We start from the raw sequence: 20,443 nt of genomic DNA on the forward strand, positions 1-20,443 counted from the left end.
TGTCCTCCGTTGGCGCGAGTAGAGACCCCGAAAAGAGAGGAATGCGAAGGGTGAATCTGCGCTGAGCGCGCGGCGTTGCAGCTCCGGGCGACCGGTACCTCGGGGCACATCCGAGGGCGCGCAGCCCTGCGGCAGCCCGGTTCACCCGGTTCATCAGTCCGGCCGGTCCGGCGTGGGGCGGGTCACCGCGCGGGCCGGCCACGGCGGTGCGGGGGCCGTGGCCGGCCGCCAGATGGCCGACGATCAGAGTTGAGCGGATGGGCAGTTGGGACGTGGGACGCATGGGCAGCTATGACGTTGTCCGGCTCGCTCATCCGCCCCTCCCTTCCGGGACCAAGACGGGTTTGACCACGCGGCCCGTCTCGCAGTCGCGCTCGGCCTCGTTGATGTCGGCGAGCGGGTACGTACGGATCAGTTGGTCGAACGGAAAGCGTCCGGCCTGCCACAGCCCGATCAGCCGCGGAATCAGCAGGCCTGGTACCGCGTCCCCCTCGCAGAGGTGGGAGATTTTCCGGCCCCGGTCCAGTGCCCCCGGTTCCAGCGGCAGCGCGGTGTGGAGCCGTGCCACCAAAGCTAGGTGGCCGGTCGGGCGTAGGGACCGGAGCGCATCATTGATGAGCTGGGCGACGCCCGTGGTGTCCAGCGCGTACTGCGCGCCGCCGTCGGTCAGTCGCCGAACGCGGTCGGGCAGATCGGCCGATGCGGCGCTCAGCGGAATCGCGCCGAGCCGCTCGGCAAGGGCCAGCCGTTCGGGATGCCGGTCGACGGCCACGGTCACTGCCCCGGCGGCGGTGGCCGCCATCACCGCGGCCAGGCCCACCGCTCCCGCGCCGAAGACCGCGAGGGTGTCGCCGGGACCGACGCCGAAGGAGTGGAAGGCGGCTCCGGCACCGGTGAGGAAGCCGCAGCCGAGCGGTCCGAGCAGTTCGATGGGCAGCGAGGGGTCGACCCTGACGGCGTTGCGGGCCGGGACCATCGCGTACTCGGCGAACGAGGACTGGCCGAACCACCGCGGGGCCAGTCCGCCCCCGGCCGCGTCGGTGAACCGTGCCGCGTTCTCCTTGCGTCCTTCGAAGAGGTTGAGCGACGCGAAGGAGTCGCAGTAGGCGGGGGCCGCGCCCAGGCAGTTCCGACAGTGTCCGCAGGAGTCGAAGCTCAGCACGACATGGTCGCCGACGCCCAGGCCGGTGTCCGGGCCGCCCGTCTCCACCACCACCCCGGCCCCCTCGTGGCCGAGCACCGCCGGCAGCGGTGAACGGCCCGCCGAACGCCGGACCGCGAGATCGGTGCGGCACACCCCGCAGCCCGCGATCTTGACCAGGATCTCGCCGTCGTCCGGCCCCGCGTTCAAGATCACGTCCTCGACCGCGAATCGGCTCTCGTACGAGCGCAGTACCGCTGCACCGAATCTCATCATCACGCCTCCTGCGCACAGTGAACGGTGAACGGCCCGAGGTTCCCGTGAAGCCCCCACAGCCCGCCGTGCCGCCGACCTCGCTCTGCTCGACTCCCGCGAAGGACTGGGCGAGGGCCAGTTCGGGGTGGTGGTTGACCCACGCCGTCCCGCACTCCAGCCGGTCGGTTACCGCCACGGCCCGGTCGAGGCGGTCGACGCCGGTCCCCCATTCCGAGCCGCCCGGCCCGAAGCCGGCGTCATTGGCCGCCTCGACGGCCGGCATGTCGGCGGTCAGCTCGCGGCTGCGACGGCGGCTGCGTACTCCCGGGCATGCCGGTCCATCTCCGTCCGGAAGGCGGCCACCAGCGGCGGCTGAATCCTTCCGGTGGTGCGGTCACCCCCCTCACACACCGCCCCGCGCACCCCCACGATGTCCGTGCCGATACGGGTCAGCACGCCGAGATCTCCCACCTTGACGCTCCCCGCGAGGGCGGCGAGCAGGTCGGCCTCGTGGGCCAGCCGGACGAACTCCGCGCAGACGTCGGGCGGAACGTGGTCGAACAGCCGGGTCCCATCCTTGATCGCAGTGTCGAGCATGGCCGCGTCGGAGCCGGAGCGGCGGGCGATATCGGGCAGTGCGAGCGGGTTGACGCAGCCGATCCGGTGGGCGTCGGCGTAGCCCGAGGCGACGACGAACGCGTCCGGCCGATAGTCCTTCACTGCCCGGACGACCCCGAGCATGACGTCGACGGCCTGTTCGGGCGTGGTGCATCCGTAGAGGCCGACCTTGATGTAGGTGGCTCCGGAGACAGCGGCACCGAGCGCCGCCTGGGCCACCGTGCCGGGTTTGTACGGTACGTCTCCCACGGTGGCGGACACCGGCTTGTCCGCCGGGACCGCGTCGCGGATCTCCCTGATGACCCAGGGGTAGTTCGCACCGAGCGAGCCCTCGTCGGGCTTCTTGACATCGACGATGTCAAGGTGCTCCGCTGCCTTCGCGCAGTCGAGAGCCTCCTCGACGCTGTCCGGGGAGATGAGAAGCAACAACGTGAATTCCTTCCACTGCATGTCCATCTGCCAAAAGGGCAGGTGTGCGGCGTCGCCTGGATCACGTGCGGTCTGCTCATCATTGCCGCGGCCCGTGGCCCTCGGCAGGGCGCGCGGAGTCCGAACGGGTCATTACCGTGGCCTGTCCACGCCCCCCAACACGCCGTCTACGCCGCTTCGGAGCGGCCGCGCGCAGGTGCACCCGATGCCACACACTCGACGCTCGCCCGGTCTCGTCACGTCTCACCAGGCCTCGTCAGGTCTCGCCAGGCCCCGGTTCGTCGCCCGGGCCGCGTCGAGTTCGGTCCGGCTCGTCGCTCAACTCGTCGTTCGGCACATCGTCACTCCTGACCATCTGACTGGCCGCTGACTGCTGACTGCTGACTGCCCAACAGGTAGCCCTCGGTCTCGACTCGGACCGACTCGATGCTCCCGAGCGGTTTGCCCGCCGACGAGACATCTGATGAGTTGTCGGGCAGTGCCATCTGGGGACCACCTCGCCGAGCCGGCGCTACGCACAGTCCGTGCTCCCAATGGTTGTCCGCGCACCAGCACAGCGCCGCTCACTCGGCGAGAGACGCGTTCCTCGAGGCCGAGGGCCGCCACCCGCCACCCGCCACCCGCCACCCGACGGACTTTGCCGTCATATCCCTTACGGGCTCGATCCCTTCATGTCACTTTCCGGCCGCCGGCATGTCCGCCAATGACCGGTTCTCGCCTGGTTGGGAACGACCGCTCCTGCGAAGCTCAGGTCTCCACAGAAGGCCCTATGCCGCATAAATAGCCTTTTTAGGAAAGGAATCCGCATGCGCGTCAGACTCGTCCCGGCCGCCGTGGCTCTCTCCATCGCACTGGGTGGCACCGTTCTCGCCGCACCCGCCGCTCAGGCCGCGACGCATCGGCCCTCCACGGCATCGGTGGCCAAGGCGGCCGCAGCCGACTTCAACGTCGGAGGGATCTGGACCCTGTACCAGAGCAACTCGGCCAACGCCACGCTCTCCGTGACCCAGGACGCCCAGGGCAATCTCACCGGCATAGCCAGGACGGGAAGCGCGACAACGGGCACCATCGCGCAGGGATTCGTGGACGGTTCCTACGTCTACTTCGTCATAGCCTGGAACGACGGCGCGACGGGCCGCTACATAGGCTCCCGCGGCGCTGACGGCCGCCTCAGCGGAGTCGCCACCGACCTGGCACATCCCTCCAGCCAGGCCACGTGGTACACCACCTGGACGTTCTGACCCCCTACCTCCCCTGCGGGCCCCGGTGCGGCGCACCGGGGCCCCGCCGCGTCCACGACCGGACATCACCCCGGGCGGCGTGGCACACCGGACACCCGAACCTGGGCTCACGTGGTGCGGCGGTTCACATCCGCACGAGGTGGCATGCCGGCTTCCCCGGTGACACGGCGGAGGGCGAGTTTCCTCAGTACGAGAAAAACAACCCTCGGACTTCCCCCTCGAACCCGGACAGCCGACTGCGATCCTTTGCAGGGGCCTGGCCTCGGTGTGGCCGTTGGTCGGTTCCCGCGACATCTGGCGGATGCCCAGTCGGAGACGTACGTGCAGGTGGTGCCTGGGAGGGGGCGGCACTCAGCTGTGGACGCTGGTGAGGAAGTCGCCCAGGGCGTTGGCGACCGCTTCGGGCGCTTCCAGGGGGAGCAGGTGGCCGACGCCGGGAACGGTGGTCATGGTCGCGTGCGGAACGTAGGGCAGCAGGCACTCGCGCAGCACTGTGGGCGGCTCGACCTTGTCCTGTTCGCCGACCAGCACAGCCACAGGGGCTTCGATGCGGCGGGCTTCTCTGCTGATGTCCTGTCCGATTCCCCGCAGCGGCCACTCCGTGCGGGCGTCGTCCGAGGCGGCAAGGCTGTCTCGCACGACCGCATCCCGTACCCGCTGCGGCACGGCGACAGCGGTCAAGGCATGGTCAAGGGCCTGTCCGACGGACTCGGGTGAGTCGTAGGCGTGGGACAGGTCCTGCCGGTACTTCTCCGTGACGGCCGCGGCCGGCAGCGCGGGAGCGGGCGCGACGAGGACCGAGCCGATCAGTCCGGCGGGACGCCGTGCCGCGACCAATTGGCAGACCTTGCCACCCATCGAGTGACCGACGAGGACGAAGGGGCCCGCGACGCATTCCTCGACCACGCGAACGAGGTCGTCGGCGAGCTGGTCGAGGTGATACGGCCCCGGTAGCTCACGCGAGGTGCTCCAGCCACGCTGATCGAAGCGGACCGTCGCCTGCTGGGGCGGCAGACGACGGACGACCTCGTCCCATGTGCCGGCGGAGCCGCCCCAGTAGTGCGCGAACACCAACGTGGGCGCGCTGCGTTCGCCACCTATTCGGACCTCCAGGGAGCCGCCCGCCACGGCCACGGTCTTTGTAGTATTCGACACTTCCGCGCCTCTCCTCGATGTCGCGACAGGCGGTAGGCCCCGCGGGCACTCGCCCAGCCGGGCGCTCCACCTGCCTTCAGGTACGGAACGACGCTATTCCGGTGAAACCCTTCTCCTTGGCGAAAAGAGACCGACCTCTTGTGGATAACGGACACCCTGTCGTGCGGCAGTTGCGGTATCTTCCCGCCGTCGGAGCCACCTACGGTGTGGAGGTTCTCAGCTTTGCCGCGCTGCGAAAAGCAGATACCGAAGGGCGTCGTACACAACTGCAGCGCCCCGACTTCCACGTCCTCGCCCTGATCACCAAGGGAAGCGGCGCCCATGAGGCGGACTTCCAGCGCTATCGGCTGCACGAGGGCAGCATCGTGTGGATCAGGCCCGGTGCGGTGCATCGATGGAGCGATGTCGATCGTCTCGAGGGCCCCCTGATCCTCTTTCAGCCCGGCTTTCTGCCCGACCCCGGCCTCGACAGCATGGACGTCACCTCACCCACCTGCTGGTGCCTACCGTCCCAGGCCCTTCCGCTCGCAGTGCTGGCTGTCGAGCACCTCGACCGTGAGCACCACACGGCAGTGCAATCTCCGCGTCTGGCGTCTTCCGCACTGCTCTCCCACCTGCTGGCGGCACTGCTTTTGCGCGTACTGCCCAGGACGTCCACACCGCTCTCCCCCGGCACGACCGGAAGCCAGCAGCTCGAGATCTTCCACGCCTACCGCACCGCGGTCGAGGAACACTTCACCCGCCGGCACCACGTGGCCGACTACGCACAGGCGCTCGGCTACGACGTACGCACACTCACCCGTGCGACCCGTACCGCCACCGGAACCGGCGCCAAGGCATTCCTCGACCAGCGCATCCTGCTCGAAGCGAAACGACTGCTCGCCCACACCGACCTCCCGGTCGGCAGCTGTGCACACCGCCTAGGATTCCGCGACACCGGCAACTTCACTACGTTCTTCCGACGTCAGACGGGCCTGGCTCCCACCTCTTGGACAGCGACCCTCCACCCCGGCCCGATCGACAGCCCTCACCGCCAGAACCCGCATGAAGGCAAGGCACTCCAAGGTAGTTCGCGGCGGGCGTCGGTGTTCCAGGAGCCAGGGTGAGGGTCGTGGCCCATGTACCGTCGGTCGCTCCCTGGCAAGGCAGCGCCGCGGCGTGAGACAGCCCGGCAACCCCGTCGTCTAGACGCCCCCCGACCCGCTTGCACAGCAGTCGTACCCGACCAGGGCCTGTCCCGTGGAATTCCGTTGGGCTACCCCGCTCACCGGATTGATCCACGGGAGGACCTAAAGGCGCGTTCCCACACAGGTGACGCGCTCGACCGACGGCTTCAGCGGGCCGATTCCGTCCAAGTGACGGGCAGTTCGTGGACGCCATAGATATTCATGTCGGTCCTGAGCCTCACCTCGTCAGCGGGAACAGCGAGTTCGAGGGTCGGGAAGCGACGCAGCAGTCCGTCGAAACCCGCGCGCATCTCGATGCGGGCCAATTGCTGGCCGAGGCATTGGTGGATGCCGTGGCCGAAGGACAGGTGACCGCGGGCCTTGCGGTGGATGTCCAGGGCGTCGGGATTGTCGAAGCGTTCGGGGTCACGGTTGGCGGCCAGCAGCGAGACCACGACGGTCGATCCCTTGGCGATTGTTTCACCGCAGAGTTCGAGGTCCTCCGTCGCATAGCGATAGAAGATGTCCGCAACGGACAGGTAGCGCAGGAGTTCCTCGACGGCACCGGGCATCAGCTCCGGGTTGGCGCGCAGTACGGCCAGTTGCTCGGGGTGCTCCAGGAGCGCGAAGGTACCGAGGGACAGCATGTTGGCGGTGGTCTCATGGCCCGCGAGCAGCAGCAGGAAGGCGGCCCCGGTCAGTTCCTCGATGGTGAGGTCGTCCTGGCGTGCCAGGTCGGACAGTATGTCGTCGCCGGGAGCGGCCCGTTTGCGCGTGACCAGTTCGCAGAGGTACGTGTTCAGTGCGTTGTACGCAGCCATCTTCTCCTCGAGCGTCTGGTCCTTGACCATGAACTTGGCGGAGTTGACCTGAAAGGTCTCCCGGTCCGCGTAGGGGACGCCGAGCAGTTCGCAGATCACCAGCGAGGGCACCGGCAGCGCGAACTCCTTGACCAGGTCGACCGACGGGGTCAGCCGCGCCATCTCGTCCAGTTGCCGCTCGACGACGTCGACGATGTGCTCTTCGAGCTGCTTCATGCGTCTGACGGTGAAGGCGCCGGTGAGCCTGCGCCGCAGCCGGGTGTGGTCCGGCGGGTCCATGGCGATGAACACGCCCGGCAGCACCGGGGACGGTTGGGTCGCGACGGGCATACCAGGGGTCTCGTACGGCACGTGGACAACACCTATGTCCTGGCGGGAGCTGAACCGGGTGTCGGCCATGATCTGGCGGACCGCGTCGTAGCCGGTGACGAGCCAGCCCTCGTGGCCGTCGGGGAAGAGCATCGGACTGACGGGGCGGGCCTCGCGCAGCCGGGTGATGTCGCGGGGCGGGTCGAAGGGGCCCGCGTCGCGCTCCATCGGGAGGCCGTTCGGGACGGGAACCGGTTGACTCATCGGAATTCCTCTCGTGGCGTTAGTGCGGCCGGACGGCGGCGGGCGACTGTGGACCCGGGCTGTCATGGCGTGGCCATGACGCAGGCGCGCGCGTGAGGTCCCTTCCGCCGTAAGGCTCAATTCACAAAATATGAGGCGAGTTGAAGAGGGTGCGGGGCGCGCGGGGCGCTCAGGGCTTGGCGCGGACGATGTCGATGTTGCCGTACCGGGTACGGGCGCGGACCTCGACGGTGTCCTCGGCCTTCTCCGGGGACTCGGACGCGGTGAGCGTGTTGCGCACCTGCCCGGAGCCCGAGCTGACGTCGAGCCAGGCGGCCGTGCCCTCACGGATGCCGATCTCGATGGCGCCGTAGGAGGTCTCCAACTGGACTTTTCCGCGGGCTACTTCGGCCACGCGCAGAGTGCCGTTCGCCGTGGTCGCGGAGACGGAGTTCTCGGCGCGCACGATGTCGATGTCGCCGTTGGCGCCGCTCACCCGCAGCTCCCCGGTCGCGGCGCCGACGGTCGTGGTGCCGTGCGAGTTCTTCAGGGTCGCGGGTCCGTCGATGAGGCCGACGCGCAGGCTGCCGGAGCTGGTGGCGATCTCGGCCGTGCCCTCGACGCGATGCACGGTGATCGAGCCGTGCGACGCGGTCAGCTGCAGCGGCCCGGTCGTGTCCAGGCGCACATCACCCGAGGAGGTCTTCACACGGACCTCGCCGAGCCGGCCCTCGCCGAGCACCTGGGCCCAGGCGCCGGTCGTGTCGATGCGCGAGCCGGCGGGCAGGTCGACCGTCACGTCGACGGTGCCGGTGCGCCCGAGCAGATAGCGCTGCTTGGGCGTCCGGACGGTCAGGGCACCGCTCGCGAACGTCACCTCGGTCTGCCCGGCGGCCCGCACGTCGACCTCCCGCTGCGGGTCGCGGGGCCGCACCTCGACGACCGTGTCGGGGCGGTCGCCCGCGGTGAACTGGATGGAACCGGCCTCCACGTGCGCCGTGACCGAGATCGGTTCGGGAGTGTCGAAAGAAGGCATGGCTGTCCCGTCCTCTTGAGTCTCATGGGCGTCCCCGCTGGCGGGGACGTGATGTGGGTGAAGTGGTGCGGGGTGAGCGGGGCGGGTGCGGCTAGCGCACCCAGCCCTTGAAGTTCTGTCCGACGGTGTGGGCCTTCTCCGTCGCACGTGGCCGCGTGCCCCCCTCGACGGCGGCCGACACCGCGCGCACCAGCCACGCGTTGACCGACAGGCCCTCGCGGTTCGCGGCCTCCTCGGCACGCGCCTTGAGGTGGGCCGGCAGCCGCAGATTGACGCGGGCAGTGCCCCCGTCGTCGCCCTCCACGGGCAGCGGCGCCGCGAGCGGTTCGGCGGGTCCGGCCGCTGCTTCCTGGTGGCCGCTGTCACCGGGCGGCAGCGTCACCACGAAGTCGGGGTCCAGGCCGCGCAGCCGTACATCGACCGAGCCGGGGGCGAGCTCGCGGGTGATCTCGTCCATCGCGGCGGAGAGCACATTGAGCATGGTCAGACGGGTCGCCGACTCCAGCGGAGTGGTGAGCCGCTCGGCCAGCTCGCGGGCATCTTCACCGCCGGCTTCGGCGGCCACCGCGAGTTCGCGACGCAGGGTGTCGACATACGGAGTGAGGTCCATGACGTCATCATGGCACCACCGTGGCGCCATGCGCAAGGTCGAGTGGCACCCTACGTGGCATCGGCTTGAGCAAGGGCGTCCTGAGCTGGCGAAAGGCGGAGGGGTCGACCTGAGTCATTGTGGTGCCACACGTGCTCATTCGCTCTCACAAGCGTGGAATGACGCCGGGCGGCACCGGAAACGCCTGACGGCGCCTAGGGCGTGTCTCCTTGACGCTCTGACGGACCGAGCATCCCGCGAATGGTGTGGGCGGGTGGCCGGAACTGATCAGTTCAGTTCACCCTTGGGCGTGACCGGCGCGTCGGGTATCGGCCACACCGGACGGTCTGCGGTTTTCTCATACCGTCGGCAGGGGAGTCTGGGCGGTGCTGTCCAGCGGCGAGTGTGCGAGCTGGCACGTCCCACGAAGGAGAAGAGGCCACGTGATCGGCAACATGATGAGGTCTCTGCGACGATCGGCGGTGGCCGTCGCCGCCGTAGCAGGCCTTACCTCCATGATCGGAGCAGCTCAGCCCGCGCAGGCGTACCCGGCTTACCACACCATCCAGATCAAGACTTCCACGGGCAAGTGCCTGACCATCAGGAACCAGAGCACCAGCGACGGCGCTGTGCTTGAACAGAACCGGTGCCAGAATGTGGCTGCCCAGCGCTTCAGGAGTATGAACTTCGGCGTCGCGGACCCGGTTCACGTGCTCAGGACGTTCACGGACAAGTGCCTGACTATCGGCAGCGCCTCGGAAGGCAACACGCATTTTTGGCCGATCATCCAGCAGCAGTGCAGGGATGGTTCCTATCATCAGCGGTTCACCTACTTCGGCGAGTACGGCAAGCCGGGCACCGGGTTCAGGTCGTTCTCCATGGGGCTCTGCTGGACCGTGACGGGCGGCAACGACGGAGCCAGGATCGAGGGCGACGCGTGCAACAGGTCTGACTCTCAGCGCTTCACAATCGTCTTCGTGTGAGGCCGCGCCGCTGCTCACCCGCAGTGGCACGATCCCCTAGCGCGTGACTCTTTGATCGGTTGGTCAGTTGATCGGATGCGTCTGTCCGCTTAGTGATCACTGATGCGATGTGGGACCGGATCGAGCCGCTGATGCCAGCCGATCCGGTCCGCGGGCGGCGGTGGGCCGACCACCGCCGCACCCTTGAGGCCATCGCGTGGAAGTACCGAACTTGCTCGCCCTGGAGGGACCTTCCGGACGAGCTGGGCCCGTACCAGACCGCTCACAAGCGACTGATCAGGTGGGCCGTGGACGGCACCTGGGAACAGATCCTGACTGCGCTCCTGACGCCAGCCGACGACGCTGACGACATCTGCTGGACCGTGTCAGTGGACTCCACTGTCTGCCGCGCCCACCAGCACGCCGCCGGCGCCAGGAAAAAGGGGCGCCGGGCCGGGCCGAACCTGACGACCATGCGCTCGGGCGGTCCCGCGGCGGCCTGAGCACCAAAGTCCACCTCGCCAGCGACAGCCGTGCACGGCCTCTGACCCTCCACGTCACCGGAGGCCAGGCGGGTGACGCGCCAGCCTTCGAGACCGTCATGGCCGGCATCCGTGTTCCGCGTAGCGGTCCCGGGAGACCGAGGACTCGGCCGGAGGCCATTCTGGCGGACCGCGCCTACTCATCCCGCGCGATCCGAAAGCACATCCGCCGCCGCGGGATCCGCGCAGTCATTCCCCAGCCGTCCGACCAGGTCGGTCACCGTCTGCGGCGAGGCCGCACCGGTGGCCGCCCACCCGCTTTCGACGCCGAGGCATACAAGCAGCGCAACACGGTCGAGCGATGCATCAACCGGTTCAAACAGTGGCGCGGCCTGGCCATGCGAACGGACAAGCTCACCATCGCCTACCAGGCCGCACTCCACCTCGCCGCCATCCTCATCTGGGCACGACGATGACCAAAGAGACAGAACCTAGCTGCGCCATTCCCTGTGCCGACAAGCGACGCGGCCAGCAATCGCGGCAGGGCGTGCAGCACCAGGATCCCGTTCCGCGCCCGCGGTGGCGGCCAGCCACCCCTGCGCCCCAAGGGCCACCTTGCACACCGCGATGCCATCGCAGGGCATGGCAGACGGTGCCGGTGAGCCGCCCAGGTTAGGCCGCCCCGGATACGGGTGCCACCAGACGTCGCACATCCGGGCAAGCACTTACGCCCAAGGTCGTCGAGAACGCAACCAAACAGGCGGGTTTGCCCCTCTTGCTGAACTGACTGACAGTCACTGTCCGCTGCCTGCACCAGCCGAGGAGACCTCTGCTATGTCCGACGCTCTGTCCGAGACCTCCGCTTCCGTGCGCCGGCCCCTTCGTGGCCGGGCCATGGGCCTGGCCGTGGCCGGTGCGGCCCTCGCCCTCGCTGCCCCGGTCCCGGCGACGGCCGTGGCCGGGCAGGCCCGTGCCGCCTCTGCCGACCCGGTGTCCGTTCTGGCGTACACCGCAAAGGAGCGCCAGGAAGCCCTGACCTACTGGACACCCGCCCGCATCAAGGCCGTCGGGAAGTCCGTGGACCTCGGTCCGACCGGACCGAAGGCCAAACCGTGGCAGGGCACCGCCATGAAGACCGTGGGGCGGCTCTTCTTCGTCAACGCGAGCGGCGCAGACACCTGGTGCACGGCCACTGCCGTGAAAAGCGCCAACCGCTCCGCCGTGATGACCGCGGCACACTGCGTGCGCCGGGGCTCCTCACCCGACAACACCAACATCGCGATGGTGTTCGTCCCCGGCTACAGCAAGGGCAAGATGCCTTACGGCGCGTTCGCGGTCCGCTCTGCCGCGACCCCGCGCAACTGGGAGAACGACTCCACCGACGACGTGTCCACACTGGTCGTCGACACCGACAAGAACGGCCTTAAGCTCACCGACGTCGTGGGCGGCCAGGACATCGACTTCAACCGCCCCGCCGGCGGCACCATCTCCTCCTTCGGCTACTCCGCCACCCGCCCGCAGCTCGGCGAGGAGCTCCTGCGCTGCGTCGGCACGGCGAAGAAGCAGAGCGGCCTGCAGGCCATCCCCTGCGACATGAGCGGCGGCTCCAGTGGCGGCCCGTGGCTCGCCGACTTCAATGCCACCACCGGCAAGGGCATCCTGGTCTCGGTCAACAGTTCGCTGGACTCCCTGACGCCGACCCAGATGCAGGGAGAAGTCCTGGGAACCCTGGCCAAGAAGGTGTACGACCGGGCCCAGCACAGCTGACGCAGGGGCGCGGGTGGCCCACGCCGGGCCAGCCCAGCCCAGCCCGGTCAGGAGCCTCTCGCACGATCCCGGCCACGCGGAGTCCAGCGCCCTGCGAACCGTCCGCCGAACAACGTTGCGCTTGCGCTCAAGATCCACCACGGCAAAAGCGCCAAAGCACCACCCCACATCGCCACCGCGCCGGAGCTCCTTGGAAGCACTACGCACCCGGTGGCCACACTCCATAGCTGCCGTGCCGCCCCACCGGTACACAGCCGCCGCGACATCAGGGCGCTCGCTGTGGCTTTGCGTCAGCCTGCGTTGCGCGCGGCGACGGGTTCGCTGGCTCCCCGCCATGTCCTGCGATAGCCCTCGCGGAGCGGCCCGCCCACGATGTCGAGGACCCGTTCGGCCGCCTCGATCATTAGGGCCGGGTCGCCCGTCTCACAAAGATGGCGGTGCCCTTCGAGAAGGGCACCGCCGCACTCGACGTCAGCCTCCAGCAGCCGCCGGGGCAGCCACTTCCCGCCCCCGACCCAGGCGCGGTGGTGGTCGAACAGCAGGTCAGCAGCGACGTTGAGGACGACCCCGGCCACCGCCAGACGTTCGACGGGGTCGCCCGCGTCCGCCAGATCATCCAGCGCGTCGGTCAGGCTGTACCTCTTGTTCTCGACTGTCTCGGGCTCCAGGGCCGGCGGACCGTTGCGGAGGTCGGCCTCGGCCCGCGACCGGGCACGTCCGGCCTCTCCCCCGGTGTCGAGCAGGACGAGGCCGGTGGCATACATGCTCTGCAGCACCGCACGACGCGAGGCGACGTCTGCGGCGAAGAGTTCCCCGAGACCGGTGGGGGTGTGGATGAAGAGCTCCACAAGACGCCCCTCGAACCGGAGCGTCTCCCGGCAGGTCTCACCGCCGTCCCCCACGAGCACCGCGATGTCCAGGTCACTGCTGGCCGTCGCCCGTCCCGCGGCGGTGGATCCGGCCAGGACGACGGCGAGAGCATCGGGAAAACGGCGCTGTACAAGACGCCGAGCGAGGTCAATCGGGTCCGCATGCATACCCGTCAGCGTTTCACCGCCCCCTGTACGGCAGCGACAGACTTTCCCTCATCTCGGGCTCGGACCACGCAAGTGCGGCCACGTGCAGGGACCGGCGGCGGGCGCGGCGGCGGAGCCGGTGCGGCCGTGGCTCGTCGCCGGCGCGGTGACCGCACCCGCGGCGAGCTACTGGGGGCGGACTCACCGCCCCTGCCTCAGCGCGAGCAGTTGGCGACCTTGCCCGGCAGCTTTCCCCCGACCAGGTACCTGTCGACGGCGCGGTCGGTGCACGAGGAGGGCTGCTCCGAGGCGTACGCCCCGTGCCCCTGGCCCTTGCGTACGAGGAGCGAGCTGTGGTCCAACTGCCGGTTCACCGCCCGTGCGTTCGTCAGTGGCGTGAGCTGATCGTCGGTGTACGAGACCAGCAGCACCGGTGCCGCGCCTGATGCCTCGACCGGCTCGGCCGCACCGGTGGGGGCGAGCGGCCACGTCGCGCAGTCGAGCATCTGCCAGGCGTAGGAACGGCCGAAGAGCGGCGACTGCTCGGCGAACGCGTCGGCGGTGTCGAGCATCGCCTTCGGGGACTTCGGCGCGGACGGGGAGTCCAGGCACAGCACCGCGGACATGCTCATGGACTCGTTCTTCTCGGCCTGCTCCTCCTGCGGCGTCGGCTTCTCGCTGCCGTTCTCGCCGCCCGCCCCGGCGTCAAGACGGTCGAAGGCGGTCACGTCCCCGTGCAGGGCGGCCGCCAGCGCCGTGGTCAGGTCCCTCCCGCTCACGTCGCCCGACAGGGCCATTCCCAGGTACGTGGACAAGGCGGCACCGGTGAACTCCTCGCCGTCGGTCCCTCGCAGCGGCTTCCGGTCCAGCTTCTTGGCGAAGCGGGTGAGCCTCCCCAGGATCTCCTCGGTCGTCGCTCCCAACCGGTCGTCCCCGCGCGCCACGAGGGCGCGGGCGTACCGGCGCACCCCGTCATCGGAGGTCTTGACGTCGAGCCGGGCGACCTGCCGCATGTCGGCGGCGGGGTTGACGACGCTGTCGAGGACCATCCGGCCCACCTTGCCGGGGAACAGCTTCATGTACTGCTGACCGATGAAGGTGCCGTAGGAGAACCCCGTGTAGTTGAGCTTCGCGTCGCCCAGGACCGTCCGCAGCACATCCAGGTCGCGCGCGACGCTCACGCTGTCCATATGCGCGAGGACAGGACCGCTCGCCTTTTGGCAGGCCTGGGCACGCCTGGTCGCGTCGGCGAACGCCTTCTCGGCTCCGGCTTCGGTACGCGGCGGGTTCTCGGGCTCCCCCGCCACACCGTCGGGGCACTTGATCTGCCCGGAACCGCCGATGCCTCGTGGGTCGAAGCCGACCAGGTCGTAGCGGGCCCGCGCCGGTCCGCCGGCCCGCCAGTTTCCGTCGGCCACGTCGGCCGCACCGCCCGCGCCGGGCCCACCGGGGTTGTAGAGCAGCGACCCGAGCCGATGGCTGCGGTCCTTGGCCTGCACCCGCGACACCCGCAGTTCGACGGTCTTCCCGTCCGGGGCGGCGTAGTCGACGGGCACCGTCACCCAGCCGCACTGGGCGCCGGGCACGGCCTTGGGGGTGACGTCCTTGCCGCAGGTCGTCCACTGGACCTTCTGGTGCGTGAAGCGCGCGGGCAGCACCGGGGCGGAAGTGTTCATGGCCTTGGCATCGCCGGGCTGGGAGGCCGCTGCGACACCGGCTCCGCAGACCGTCACCACCGTCGTGGTGACGGCCAGCGCACCGGCGGACAAGGCCATGGATCGGCGGGATATGGGCATCGGCGTTCTCGCTCTCTCGCTGGTCGCCCGCGAAGCATGCTCACAGGCGCCGCCACGCCGCTGTAGGGCCCGTCACAGTTGGGGACGAAAATACGCATTGTCGACGGACGATTGCTTTTCACCATCAGTCATGACTAAGTCACCGTCGGCGAACGTCGAGCGTGCGGCGCCGCTGCGCCGACCGCACGACCACGGACGGGCGGGACGCCGTCCGGCAGGGGCAGGAGGCGCATCACCTCCATGGGGGCACCCCCGGCTCGGAACGCAATCGGTGAGGGCATGCACTCGGCGGGTTATCGCCGCGCGCCCGCCACGGCTGCCCGAGGCCGTTCACGATCGCGGCTGTGATCCCTGCGACACACCTGGGCCCGTACGCCGACTCGCCCCCGTATCCGCGGCGAAAAAGGCGTCCGGTGGACCGGCGGGCCACCGGCATCAGCTGCGTTCCGACCAACACCGGCGTGTCAGGAAATCTCCTTGTGGACGGCTTCGATGTTGTTGCCGTCCGGGTCGCTGACGAAAGCGCAGTAGGCGCGGTACTCCTTCCATGGCCTCGGAGCGTGTCGCGAGGAGCCACCGGCTGCCGACGCGGCCGCATGAAAGCGGTCCACCGCGTCCCGGCTGCCTGCCGCGAAAGCGATGTGGACACCCCGAGTGACGGCGGCCGCCTCCTCCGCACGCTCCAGGGACAGGGAGGGCGTGTCACGTTCCGGATCCCAGTACTCGGCGACGCCGTCCGCCCGGTACCCGATGGTGATCCCCAGCGGGCCCAGCGCGGCAGTGTAGAAGGCCTCACTCACCTCGAAATCCGAGGCGAACACACCAAGGTGATGGATGAAGGACAACGGTGCTTCCATGCCGGCCGAGCCTACGGAACAGATCAGCCCCCGGCCGCGCTACCCGCCGCGCCCGTGGGGCACCTGCCGTAGCACGCCTTGCCAGCCCCCAGGCGAAGCAGGATAAATGTGAAGCATGAGCGGACATTCGGGGCGTTTCCGGCGTTGGCTGAGCCGCGTACCCGGCCGTTCCGCTTTTCCGGGCGCGTCCCCTGCCAGGAGCGGCACCGGCGACCGCCGGGACGATCGCTCCACGGGGGCCGGAGATCAGCAGCACATACGGCCGTCGGTGACCACACGCAGCGTCGCCCAGGAGGTCTTCCTCCTCCAGCTGGTGCTCGTGGTGCTGCTCGTCGCGGCGGCAGTGGTGGCCTTCGTCGTCCAGACCCGGCGGGACACCATGACCGACGCCCGGCACCGGACGCTCGCCGCCGCTGAGTCCTTCGCCCACTCCTGGGGGCTCCAGGAGGCTCTGAACAGCGCCGATCCGACCGCGAAGCTCCAGCCGCTCGCCGAGGCGGCCCGGAAGGCCTCCGGCGTCGACGCCCTCATCGTGTACAAGCTCGACGGGATCACGCTCACCCACAGCGACCCGCGGCAGATCGGCAAGCACGTCATCGGCCCGTATGCCGAGGCCGCCCGGGGCAAGCCCTTCACCAGGACGTTCGAGGGCGCCCTCGGCCTCTCCGTGATCTCTGCGGCCCCCGTCAAGGACTCGTCGGGCAGGGTCATCGCCATCGTCGCCGCGCCGGTCACGGTGGAGAAGGTGCAGAAATCGGTCAACCAGCAGCTGCCCCTCTTCCTGGGCACCGCAGTCGTGGCGCTGGCACTCGCCGGAGGCGGCGCGGGGCTGGTGAGCCGTCGGCTCCGGCGGCAGACCCGTGGTCTGGGGCCGGCCGAGATGACCCGGATGTACGAGCATCACGATGCGGTCCTGCACGCGGTGCGCGAGGGCGTCCTCATCGTCGGCCGCGACGGGAGACTGCTGCTGGCCAACGACGAGGCACGGCGGCTGCTGGGCCTGCCGGCGGACGCGGAGGGACGCCATGTCGGCGACCTGGGGCTGGAGGACCGCACCGCCGAACTCCTGGGGTCGGACCGGATCGCCACCGACGAGGTGCACCTGGCCCAGGACAGGCTGCTGGCCGTCAACAAGCGGTCCACCAACCCCCACGGAGCCCACCAGGGAAGCGTGGTGACCCTGCGCGACACCACCGAGCTGCGGTGGCTCGCGGGGCGCGCCGAAGTGGCGCGGGAGCGGTTGAGACTCCTCTACGACGCCGGGGTACGGATCGGTTCCACGCTGAACGTCGTGCGCACTGCCGAGGAACTGGCGCAGGTGGCGGTCCCCCGGTTCGCCGACATCGTCACCGTCGAGCTGCAGGAACCGGTCCTGAAGGGCGAGGAGCCGGCCGTGGCGGGTACCGGACTGCGCCGGGCCGCCCTCGCCGGTCTGGCGCCGGACCATCCCCTCTACCCCGTCGGCGAGCTGATCCGGTCCGTCCCGGGCACCCCAATGGCGGGTATGGACGAGGTCCGCTCCATGGTGCAGCCGGACCTGGCCGGCTCTTCCGCCGCCGCCTGGCGGTCCCAGGACCCGGAACGCGCCCGGCGCATCCTGGACCACGGGGTGCATTCCCTGGCGGTCGTACCGCTGCGCGCCCGGGGGGTGGTACTGGGGGTGGTTGACTTCTGGCGGTCGGGGAGCTCCCCTCCGTTCGACGACGAGGACCTGTCCTTCGCCGAGGAGCTGGCGGGGCGGGCCGCGGTGGGGGTCGACAACGCCCGGCGCTACACCCGCGAGCGCACGATGGCGATGACGCTCCAGCGCAGCCTGATGCCCCGTGGCCTGCCCGACCAGGACGCCCTGGAGGTGGCACACCGCTACCTCCCCGCCCAGGCGGGCGTGGGCGGCGACTGGTTCGACGTCATCCCGCTGCCCGGCGCCCGGGTGGCGCTGGTCGTCGGCGACGTGGTCGGACACGGTCTGCATGCGGCGGCCACCATGGGCCGGCTGCGCATCGCCGTACACAACTTCTCGGCCCTGGACCTCTCCCCCGACGAGCTGTTGGGCCACCTCGACGAGCTGGTGACCCATATCGACGTCCAGGACGAGGACGCCGAGGAGGCACCGCCGATCACCGGCGCCACCTGCCTCTACGTCGTGTACGACTCCGTCTCCGGGCGGGTCACCGCGGCCACGGCCGGCCATCTGCCGCCGGCCGTGGCCCACCCCGACGGGACGGTGGAGTTCCTGCACTCGCCGGTCTCCCCGCCGCTGGGGGTGGGCACCGGCCTGCCCTTCGAAACCGCCGAGCTGTCCCTGCCGGAGGGCTCCCGGCTGGTGCTCTACACGGACGGGCTGGTCGAGAACCGCAGCCGCGACCTGGACGCGGGGATGGAAGCGCTGCGTGCGGCCCTCGCCGGACCGGACCGCGGGCCGGAGGACACCTGTGCCACCGTCATGGAAGCGCTGCTGCCCGCCAGATCCGCCGACGATGTCGCGCTGCTGGTGGCCCGGACCCGGCGGCTGGACCCGTCGCACGTCGCCGAGTGGGACGTGCCCCGCGATCCGGCGGCGGTGGGCCCGGTCCGTAACGCCTGTGTCCGCCAGTTGGCGGACTGGGGTCTGCAGCACATCGCCTTCGGCACCGAGCTCATCCTCAGCGAACTCATCACCAACGCCATTCGTCACGGCGCCGAGCCCATCCACGTGCGGCTCCTGCACACCCGCACCCTGATCTGCGAGGTCTCCGACGGCAGCAGCACCTCCCCGCACATCCGCCAGGCGAAGGACACCGACGAAGAAGGCCGCGGCCTCTTCCTGGTCGCCCAGTTCGCCGACCACTGGGGCACCCGCTACTCCCCCAGGGGCAAGACGATCTGGTCCGCTCAGGTGATCGACCCCGACACGACCCCGCCCTTGGAAGAGGAGTCGCCGGAGCACCTCCTCGACCTTTGGGAGGACCGCGGGCAGTGAGGAGGCCCATGGCCGCGGTGCCCGTTCCGGGGCAATCGTGTGCTCCGTACGGGGCTGACACCTACCGGCCGCCATGACCGGGCCCGGTCACCGTCCTGGCGGGGGCTCGCGAGGGGGCAGAGTACGCTGGTCCGGACCTTTGCTGTAAGGAGCGGCGTCGGGCGGGTTGCAGGTCACGGCGGGCGACGTGACCTGCAACCCGCCCGCGGACCAAGGCATCGGCGGCCTGCGGGAGTGCCGAGGATGCCTGCTCGGCGGGCCTGCGAGGCCCCGTCGGCGTTCCACCCCACCGCCGGGCGTGCGCCGTCCCTGCGGGGGCCGCCGTACGGGCCATGCGACCGCACCGTGTCATGGCCCGCCCGGTCCGCCTCCGTCACCCGCTCGGCGGACCCCTCTCCACCCGGCCCTGCTGGAGGCGTTGTGGCTACACACCATCGGGTCCGCGCAGGCGCCGTCCTGTGCGGTCTCGGCCTTGCGGCGCTCGGGCTCAGTGCCTGCCAGGAAGCGGGCCCCACGCGGCCCGTCGCGCCCTCCCGGGCGGAATCCGCAGCGGAGGCGGGCGGGTCGGCGGCACTGATCAAGGCGGCGAAGCGGGAGGGCAGGCTCAACACGATCGCGCTGCCGCGCAAGTGGGCCAACTACGGCGAGCTGATCGACGGCTTCGAGAAGAAGTACGGCATCAAGGTCGTCATCGATCATCCGAACGACCACAGCCAGCAGGAGATCGAGGCGATGAAGCGCTACCGTGGCCAGCAGCGCGCCCCCGACGTGCTCGACATCGGGGACTCCTTCGCCCAGTCCGCGGCGCGGCAGAATCTGCTGGCCCCCTACCGGGTCGCGCCGTTCGACCAGATCCCACCGGAGCAGAAGGACGCCAAGGCCCGCTGGTACAACAACTACGGCGGCTACGTCTCCATCGGCTGCGACGCCGCCCGGGTCCGGACCTGCCCCGATTCCTTCGCGGATCTTCTCCGTCCGGAGTACAAGGGCCTGGTCTCGATGTACGGCCAACCCACGAGCGCGGGATCGTCCTTCGCCGCCGTCTACGCGGCGGCGCTCGCCAACGGGGGGTCGTTCGACGACATCCAGCCGGGCATCGACTTCTTCGCCCGGCTCGACAAGATCGGCAACTACAACCGAGCCGCCCCCGACCCGGCCGCGATCGCCAAGGGCAGGACACCGATCAGCATCGAATGGGACTACCTCAACCTGGCGCACCTCGACCAACTCCGCGGGACGGGCGTGAACTGGAAGGTCTCCATTCCCTTCGACGGCAGCTTCTCGCAGTACTACGCGCAGGCGATCAACAAGGACGCGCCCCACCCCGCCGCGGCGCGACTCTGGGAGGAGTACCTCTTCAGCCCCGAAGGCCAGAACCTCCGCCTCGTGGACTACGCCCGCCCGGTGCTGATGGCCGTCATAGCGAAGAACGGCACCCTCAACAAGGCCCTGGCCGCACGCCTGCCGACGGTCGAGGGCACACCCCAGTTCCCCACGGAAGCCCAGCTGAACAAGGCTGTGCGCACCGTCCGCAAGAACTGGCCCAAGGCCGTCGGCGGCTGAACCCTCACCGCCGACGCGGCAAGGACGCAGCCACCACC

16 protein-coding genes and 1 pseudogene are annotated in these 20,443 nt (G+C 69.6%); 7 read left to right on the plus strand and 10 right to left on the minus strand.

From position 1 onward, the window contains the following. Positions 1–310: 310 nt before the first annotated feature. The 3 genes and pseudogenes from Scani_RS19280 to Scani_RS19290 form a co-directional block, all read right to left on the minus strand. Complete coding sequence (locus Scani_RS19280; RefSeq protein WP_159477879.1) at positions 311–1,414, minus strand: NAD(P)-dependent alcohol dehydrogenase; 1,104 nt, start codon at positions 1,412–1,414, stop codon at positions 311–313. A gap of 2 nt (positions 1,415–1,416) precedes the next feature. After that, a pseudogene (locus tag Scani_RS19285) lies at positions 1,417–1,673 on the minus strand (aldehyde dehydrogenase family protein); the annotation flags it as partial. A gap of 14 nt (positions 1,674–1,687) precedes the next feature. After that, the gene (locus Scani_RS19290; RefSeq protein ID WP_159482222.1) at positions 1,688–2,464 is read right to left on the minus strand and encodes a (5-formylfuran-3-yl)methyl phosphate synthase; all 777 of its coding nucleotides are present in this window, start codon (positions 2,462–2,464) and stop codon (positions 1,688–1,690) included. A gap of 785 nt (positions 2,465–3,249) precedes the next feature. Here Scani_RS19290 and Scani_RS19295 point away from each other — a divergent pair. Beyond that, complete coding sequence (locus tag Scani_RS19295) at positions 3,250–3,684, plus strand: hypothetical protein (protein ID WP_159477882.1); 435 nt, start codon at positions 3,250–3,252, stop codon at positions 3,682–3,684. A gap of 351 nt (positions 3,685–4,035) precedes the next feature. Here Scani_RS19295 and Scani_RS19300 read toward each other — a convergent pair whose 3' ends face one another. After that, positions 4,036–4,839 (minus strand): alpha/beta fold hydrolase, encoded by an 804-nt coding sequence (locus Scani_RS19300; RefSeq protein ID WP_246296017.1) that lies wholly within the window; start codon positions 4,837–4,839, stop codon positions 4,036–4,038. 101 nt (positions 4,840–4,940) lie between these two features. Between Scani_RS19300 and Scani_RS19305 the strand changes: the two genes are divergently transcribed. Further along, positions 4,941–5,945, plus strand: coding sequence for an AraC family transcriptional regulator (locus Scani_RS19305; protein WP_246296018.1), 1,005 nt, complete (start codon positions 4,941–4,943; stop codon positions 5,943–5,945). Positions 5,946–6,172: 227 nt separating this feature from the next. Here Scani_RS19305 and Scani_RS19310 read toward each other — a convergent pair whose 3' ends face one another. The 3 genes from Scani_RS19310 to Scani_RS19320 all read right to left on the minus strand — a co-directional run bounded on the left by Scani_RS19310 (position 6,173) and on the right by Scani_RS19320 (position 9,024). Further along, positions 6,173–7,399 carry a cytochrome P450 gene (locus Scani_RS19310; protein WP_159477888.1) on the minus strand — a complete coding sequence of 409 codons (1,227 nt, stop codon included), beginning with the start codon at positions 7,397–7,399 and terminating at the stop codon, positions 6,173–6,175. Positions 7,400–7,568: 169 nt separating this feature from the next. Continuing rightward, positions 7,569–8,414 (minus strand): DUF4097 family beta strand repeat-containing protein, encoded by an 846-nt coding sequence (locus Scani_RS19315; protein ID WP_159477891.1) that lies wholly within the window; start codon positions 8,412–8,414, stop codon positions 7,569–7,571. Positions 8,415–8,505: 91 nt separating this feature from the next. Then, on the minus strand, positions 8,506–9,024 hold the full coding sequence (locus Scani_RS19320; protein WP_159477894.1) for a toxin-antitoxin system HicB family antitoxin: 519 nt from the start codon (positions 9,022–9,024) through the stop codon (positions 8,506–8,508). Between the two features lie 422 nt (positions 9,025–9,446). Between Scani_RS19320 and Scani_RS19325 the strand changes: the two genes are divergently transcribed. The 3 genes from Scani_RS19325 (at position 9,447) to Scani_RS19335 (ending at position 12,214) form a co-directional block, all read left to right on the plus strand. Further along, positions 9,447–9,986, plus strand: coding sequence for an RICIN domain-containing protein (locus Scani_RS19325; protein ID WP_159477897.1), 540 nt, complete (start codon positions 9,447–9,449; stop codon positions 9,984–9,986). 107 nt (positions 9,987–10,093) lie between these two features. Then, positions 10,094–10,923, plus strand: a protein-coding gene (locus tag Scani_RS19330) for an IS5 family transposase (RefSeq protein ID WP_159482224.1) whose coding sequence is annotated in 2 segments (ribosomal slippage) — positions 10,094–10,406 and positions 10,406–10,923 — 831 coding nt in all. Because the reading frame shifts where the segments join, the coding sequence is not laid out codon by codon here. Positions 10,924–11,281: 358 nt separating this feature from the next. Beyond that, a complete protein-coding gene (locus tag Scani_RS19335; RefSeq protein WP_246296019.1) occupies positions 11,282–12,214 on the plus strand; it encodes a trypsin-like serine peptidase in 933 nt (310 codons plus the stop codon). Between the two features lie 290 nt (positions 12,215–12,504). Here the strand turns inward: Scani_RS19335 and Scani_RS19340 are convergent, their stop codons facing one another. From Scani_RS19340 to Scani_RS19350, 3 genes are all read right to left on the minus strand, one after another. Continuing rightward, on the minus strand, positions 12,505–13,251 hold the full coding sequence (locus tag Scani_RS19340) for a nucleotidyltransferase domain-containing protein (protein ID WP_174872725.1): 747 nt from the start codon (positions 13,249–13,251) through the stop codon (positions 12,505–12,507). Positions 13,252–13,445: 194 nt separating this feature from the next. Beyond that, a complete protein-coding gene (locus Scani_RS19345) occupies positions 13,446–15,005 on the minus strand; it encodes an alpha/beta hydrolase (RefSeq protein ID WP_159477900.1) in 1,560 nt (519 codons plus the stop codon). A 485-nt stretch (positions 15,006–15,490) separates the two neighbouring features. Then, entirely contained in the window at positions 15,491–15,883 is a 393-nt protein-coding gene (locus Scani_RS19350) for a VOC family protein (protein ID WP_159477903.1), read from the minus strand. 115 nt (positions 15,884–15,998) lie between these two features. On the opposite strand from Scani_RS19350, the gene Scani_RS19355 reads away from it, so the two are divergent. Continuing rightward, a complete protein-coding gene (locus tag Scani_RS19355; protein WP_159477906.1) occupies positions 15,999–18,842 on the plus strand; it encodes a SpoIIE family protein phosphatase in 2,844 nt (947 codons plus the stop codon). A 420-nt stretch (positions 18,843–19,262) separates the two neighbouring features. After that, positions 19,263–20,405 carry an ABC transporter substrate-binding protein gene (locus tag Scani_RS19360; RefSeq protein WP_159477909.1) on the plus strand — a complete coding sequence of 381 codons (1,143 nt, stop codon included), beginning with the start codon at positions 19,263–19,265 and terminating at the stop codon, positions 20,403–20,405. Positions 20,406–20,443: the final 38 nt, after the last annotated feature.

It is taken from the genome of Streptomyces caniferus, assembly GCF_009811555.1.
In the GTDB taxonomy this organism is placed as follows: Bacteria; Actinomycetota; Actinomycetes; order Streptomycetales; family Streptomycetaceae; genus Streptomyces; species Streptomyces caniferus.

Excerpts from the sequence above, each read along its gene's own strand:
- Scani_RS19355 (WP_159477906.1), top strand. The coding sequence starts at position 15,999 with ATGAGCGGACATTCGGGGCGTTTCCGGCGTTGGCTGAGCCGCGTACCC.
- Scani_RS19345 (WP_159477900.1), bottom strand. The coding sequence starts at position 15,005 with ATGGCCTTGTCCGCCGGTGCGCTGGCCGTCACCACGACGGTGGTGACG.
- Scani_RS19340 (WP_174872725.1), bottom strand. The coding sequence starts at position 13,251 with ATGCATGCGGACCCGATTGACCTCGCTCGGCGTCTTGTACAGCGCCGT.
- Scani_RS19320 (WP_159477894.1), bottom strand. The coding sequence starts at position 9,024 with ATGGACCTCACTCCGTATGTCGACACCCTGCGTCGCGAACTCGCGGTG.
- Scani_RS19350 (WP_159477903.1), bottom strand. The coding sequence starts at position 15,883 with ATGGAAGCACCGTTGTCCTTCATCCATCACCTTGGTGTGTTCGCCTCG.
- Scani_RS19295 (WP_159477882.1), top strand. The coding sequence starts at position 3,250 with ATGCGCGTCAGACTCGTCCCGGCCGCCGTGGCTCTCTCCATCGCACTG.
- Scani_RS19310 (WP_159477888.1), bottom strand. The coding sequence starts at position 7,399 with ATGAGTCAACCGGTTCCCGTCCCGAACGGCCTCCCGATGGAGCGCGAC.
- Scani_RS19290 (WP_159482222.1), bottom strand. The coding sequence starts at position 2,464 with ATGCAGTGGAAGGAATTCACGTTGTTGCTTCTCATCTCCCCGGACAGC.
- Scani_RS19335 (WP_246296019.1), top strand. The coding sequence starts at position 11,282 with ATGTCCGACGCTCTGTCCGAGACCTCCGCTTCCGTGCGCCGGCCCCTT.
- Scani_RS19315 (WP_159477891.1), bottom strand. The coding sequence starts at position 8,414 with ATGCCTTCTTTCGACACTCCCGAACCGATCTCGGTCACGGCGCACGTG.
- Scani_RS19280 (WP_159477879.1), bottom strand. The coding sequence starts at position 1,414 with ATGAGATTCGGTGCAGCGGTACTGCGCTCGTACGAGAGCCGATTCGCG.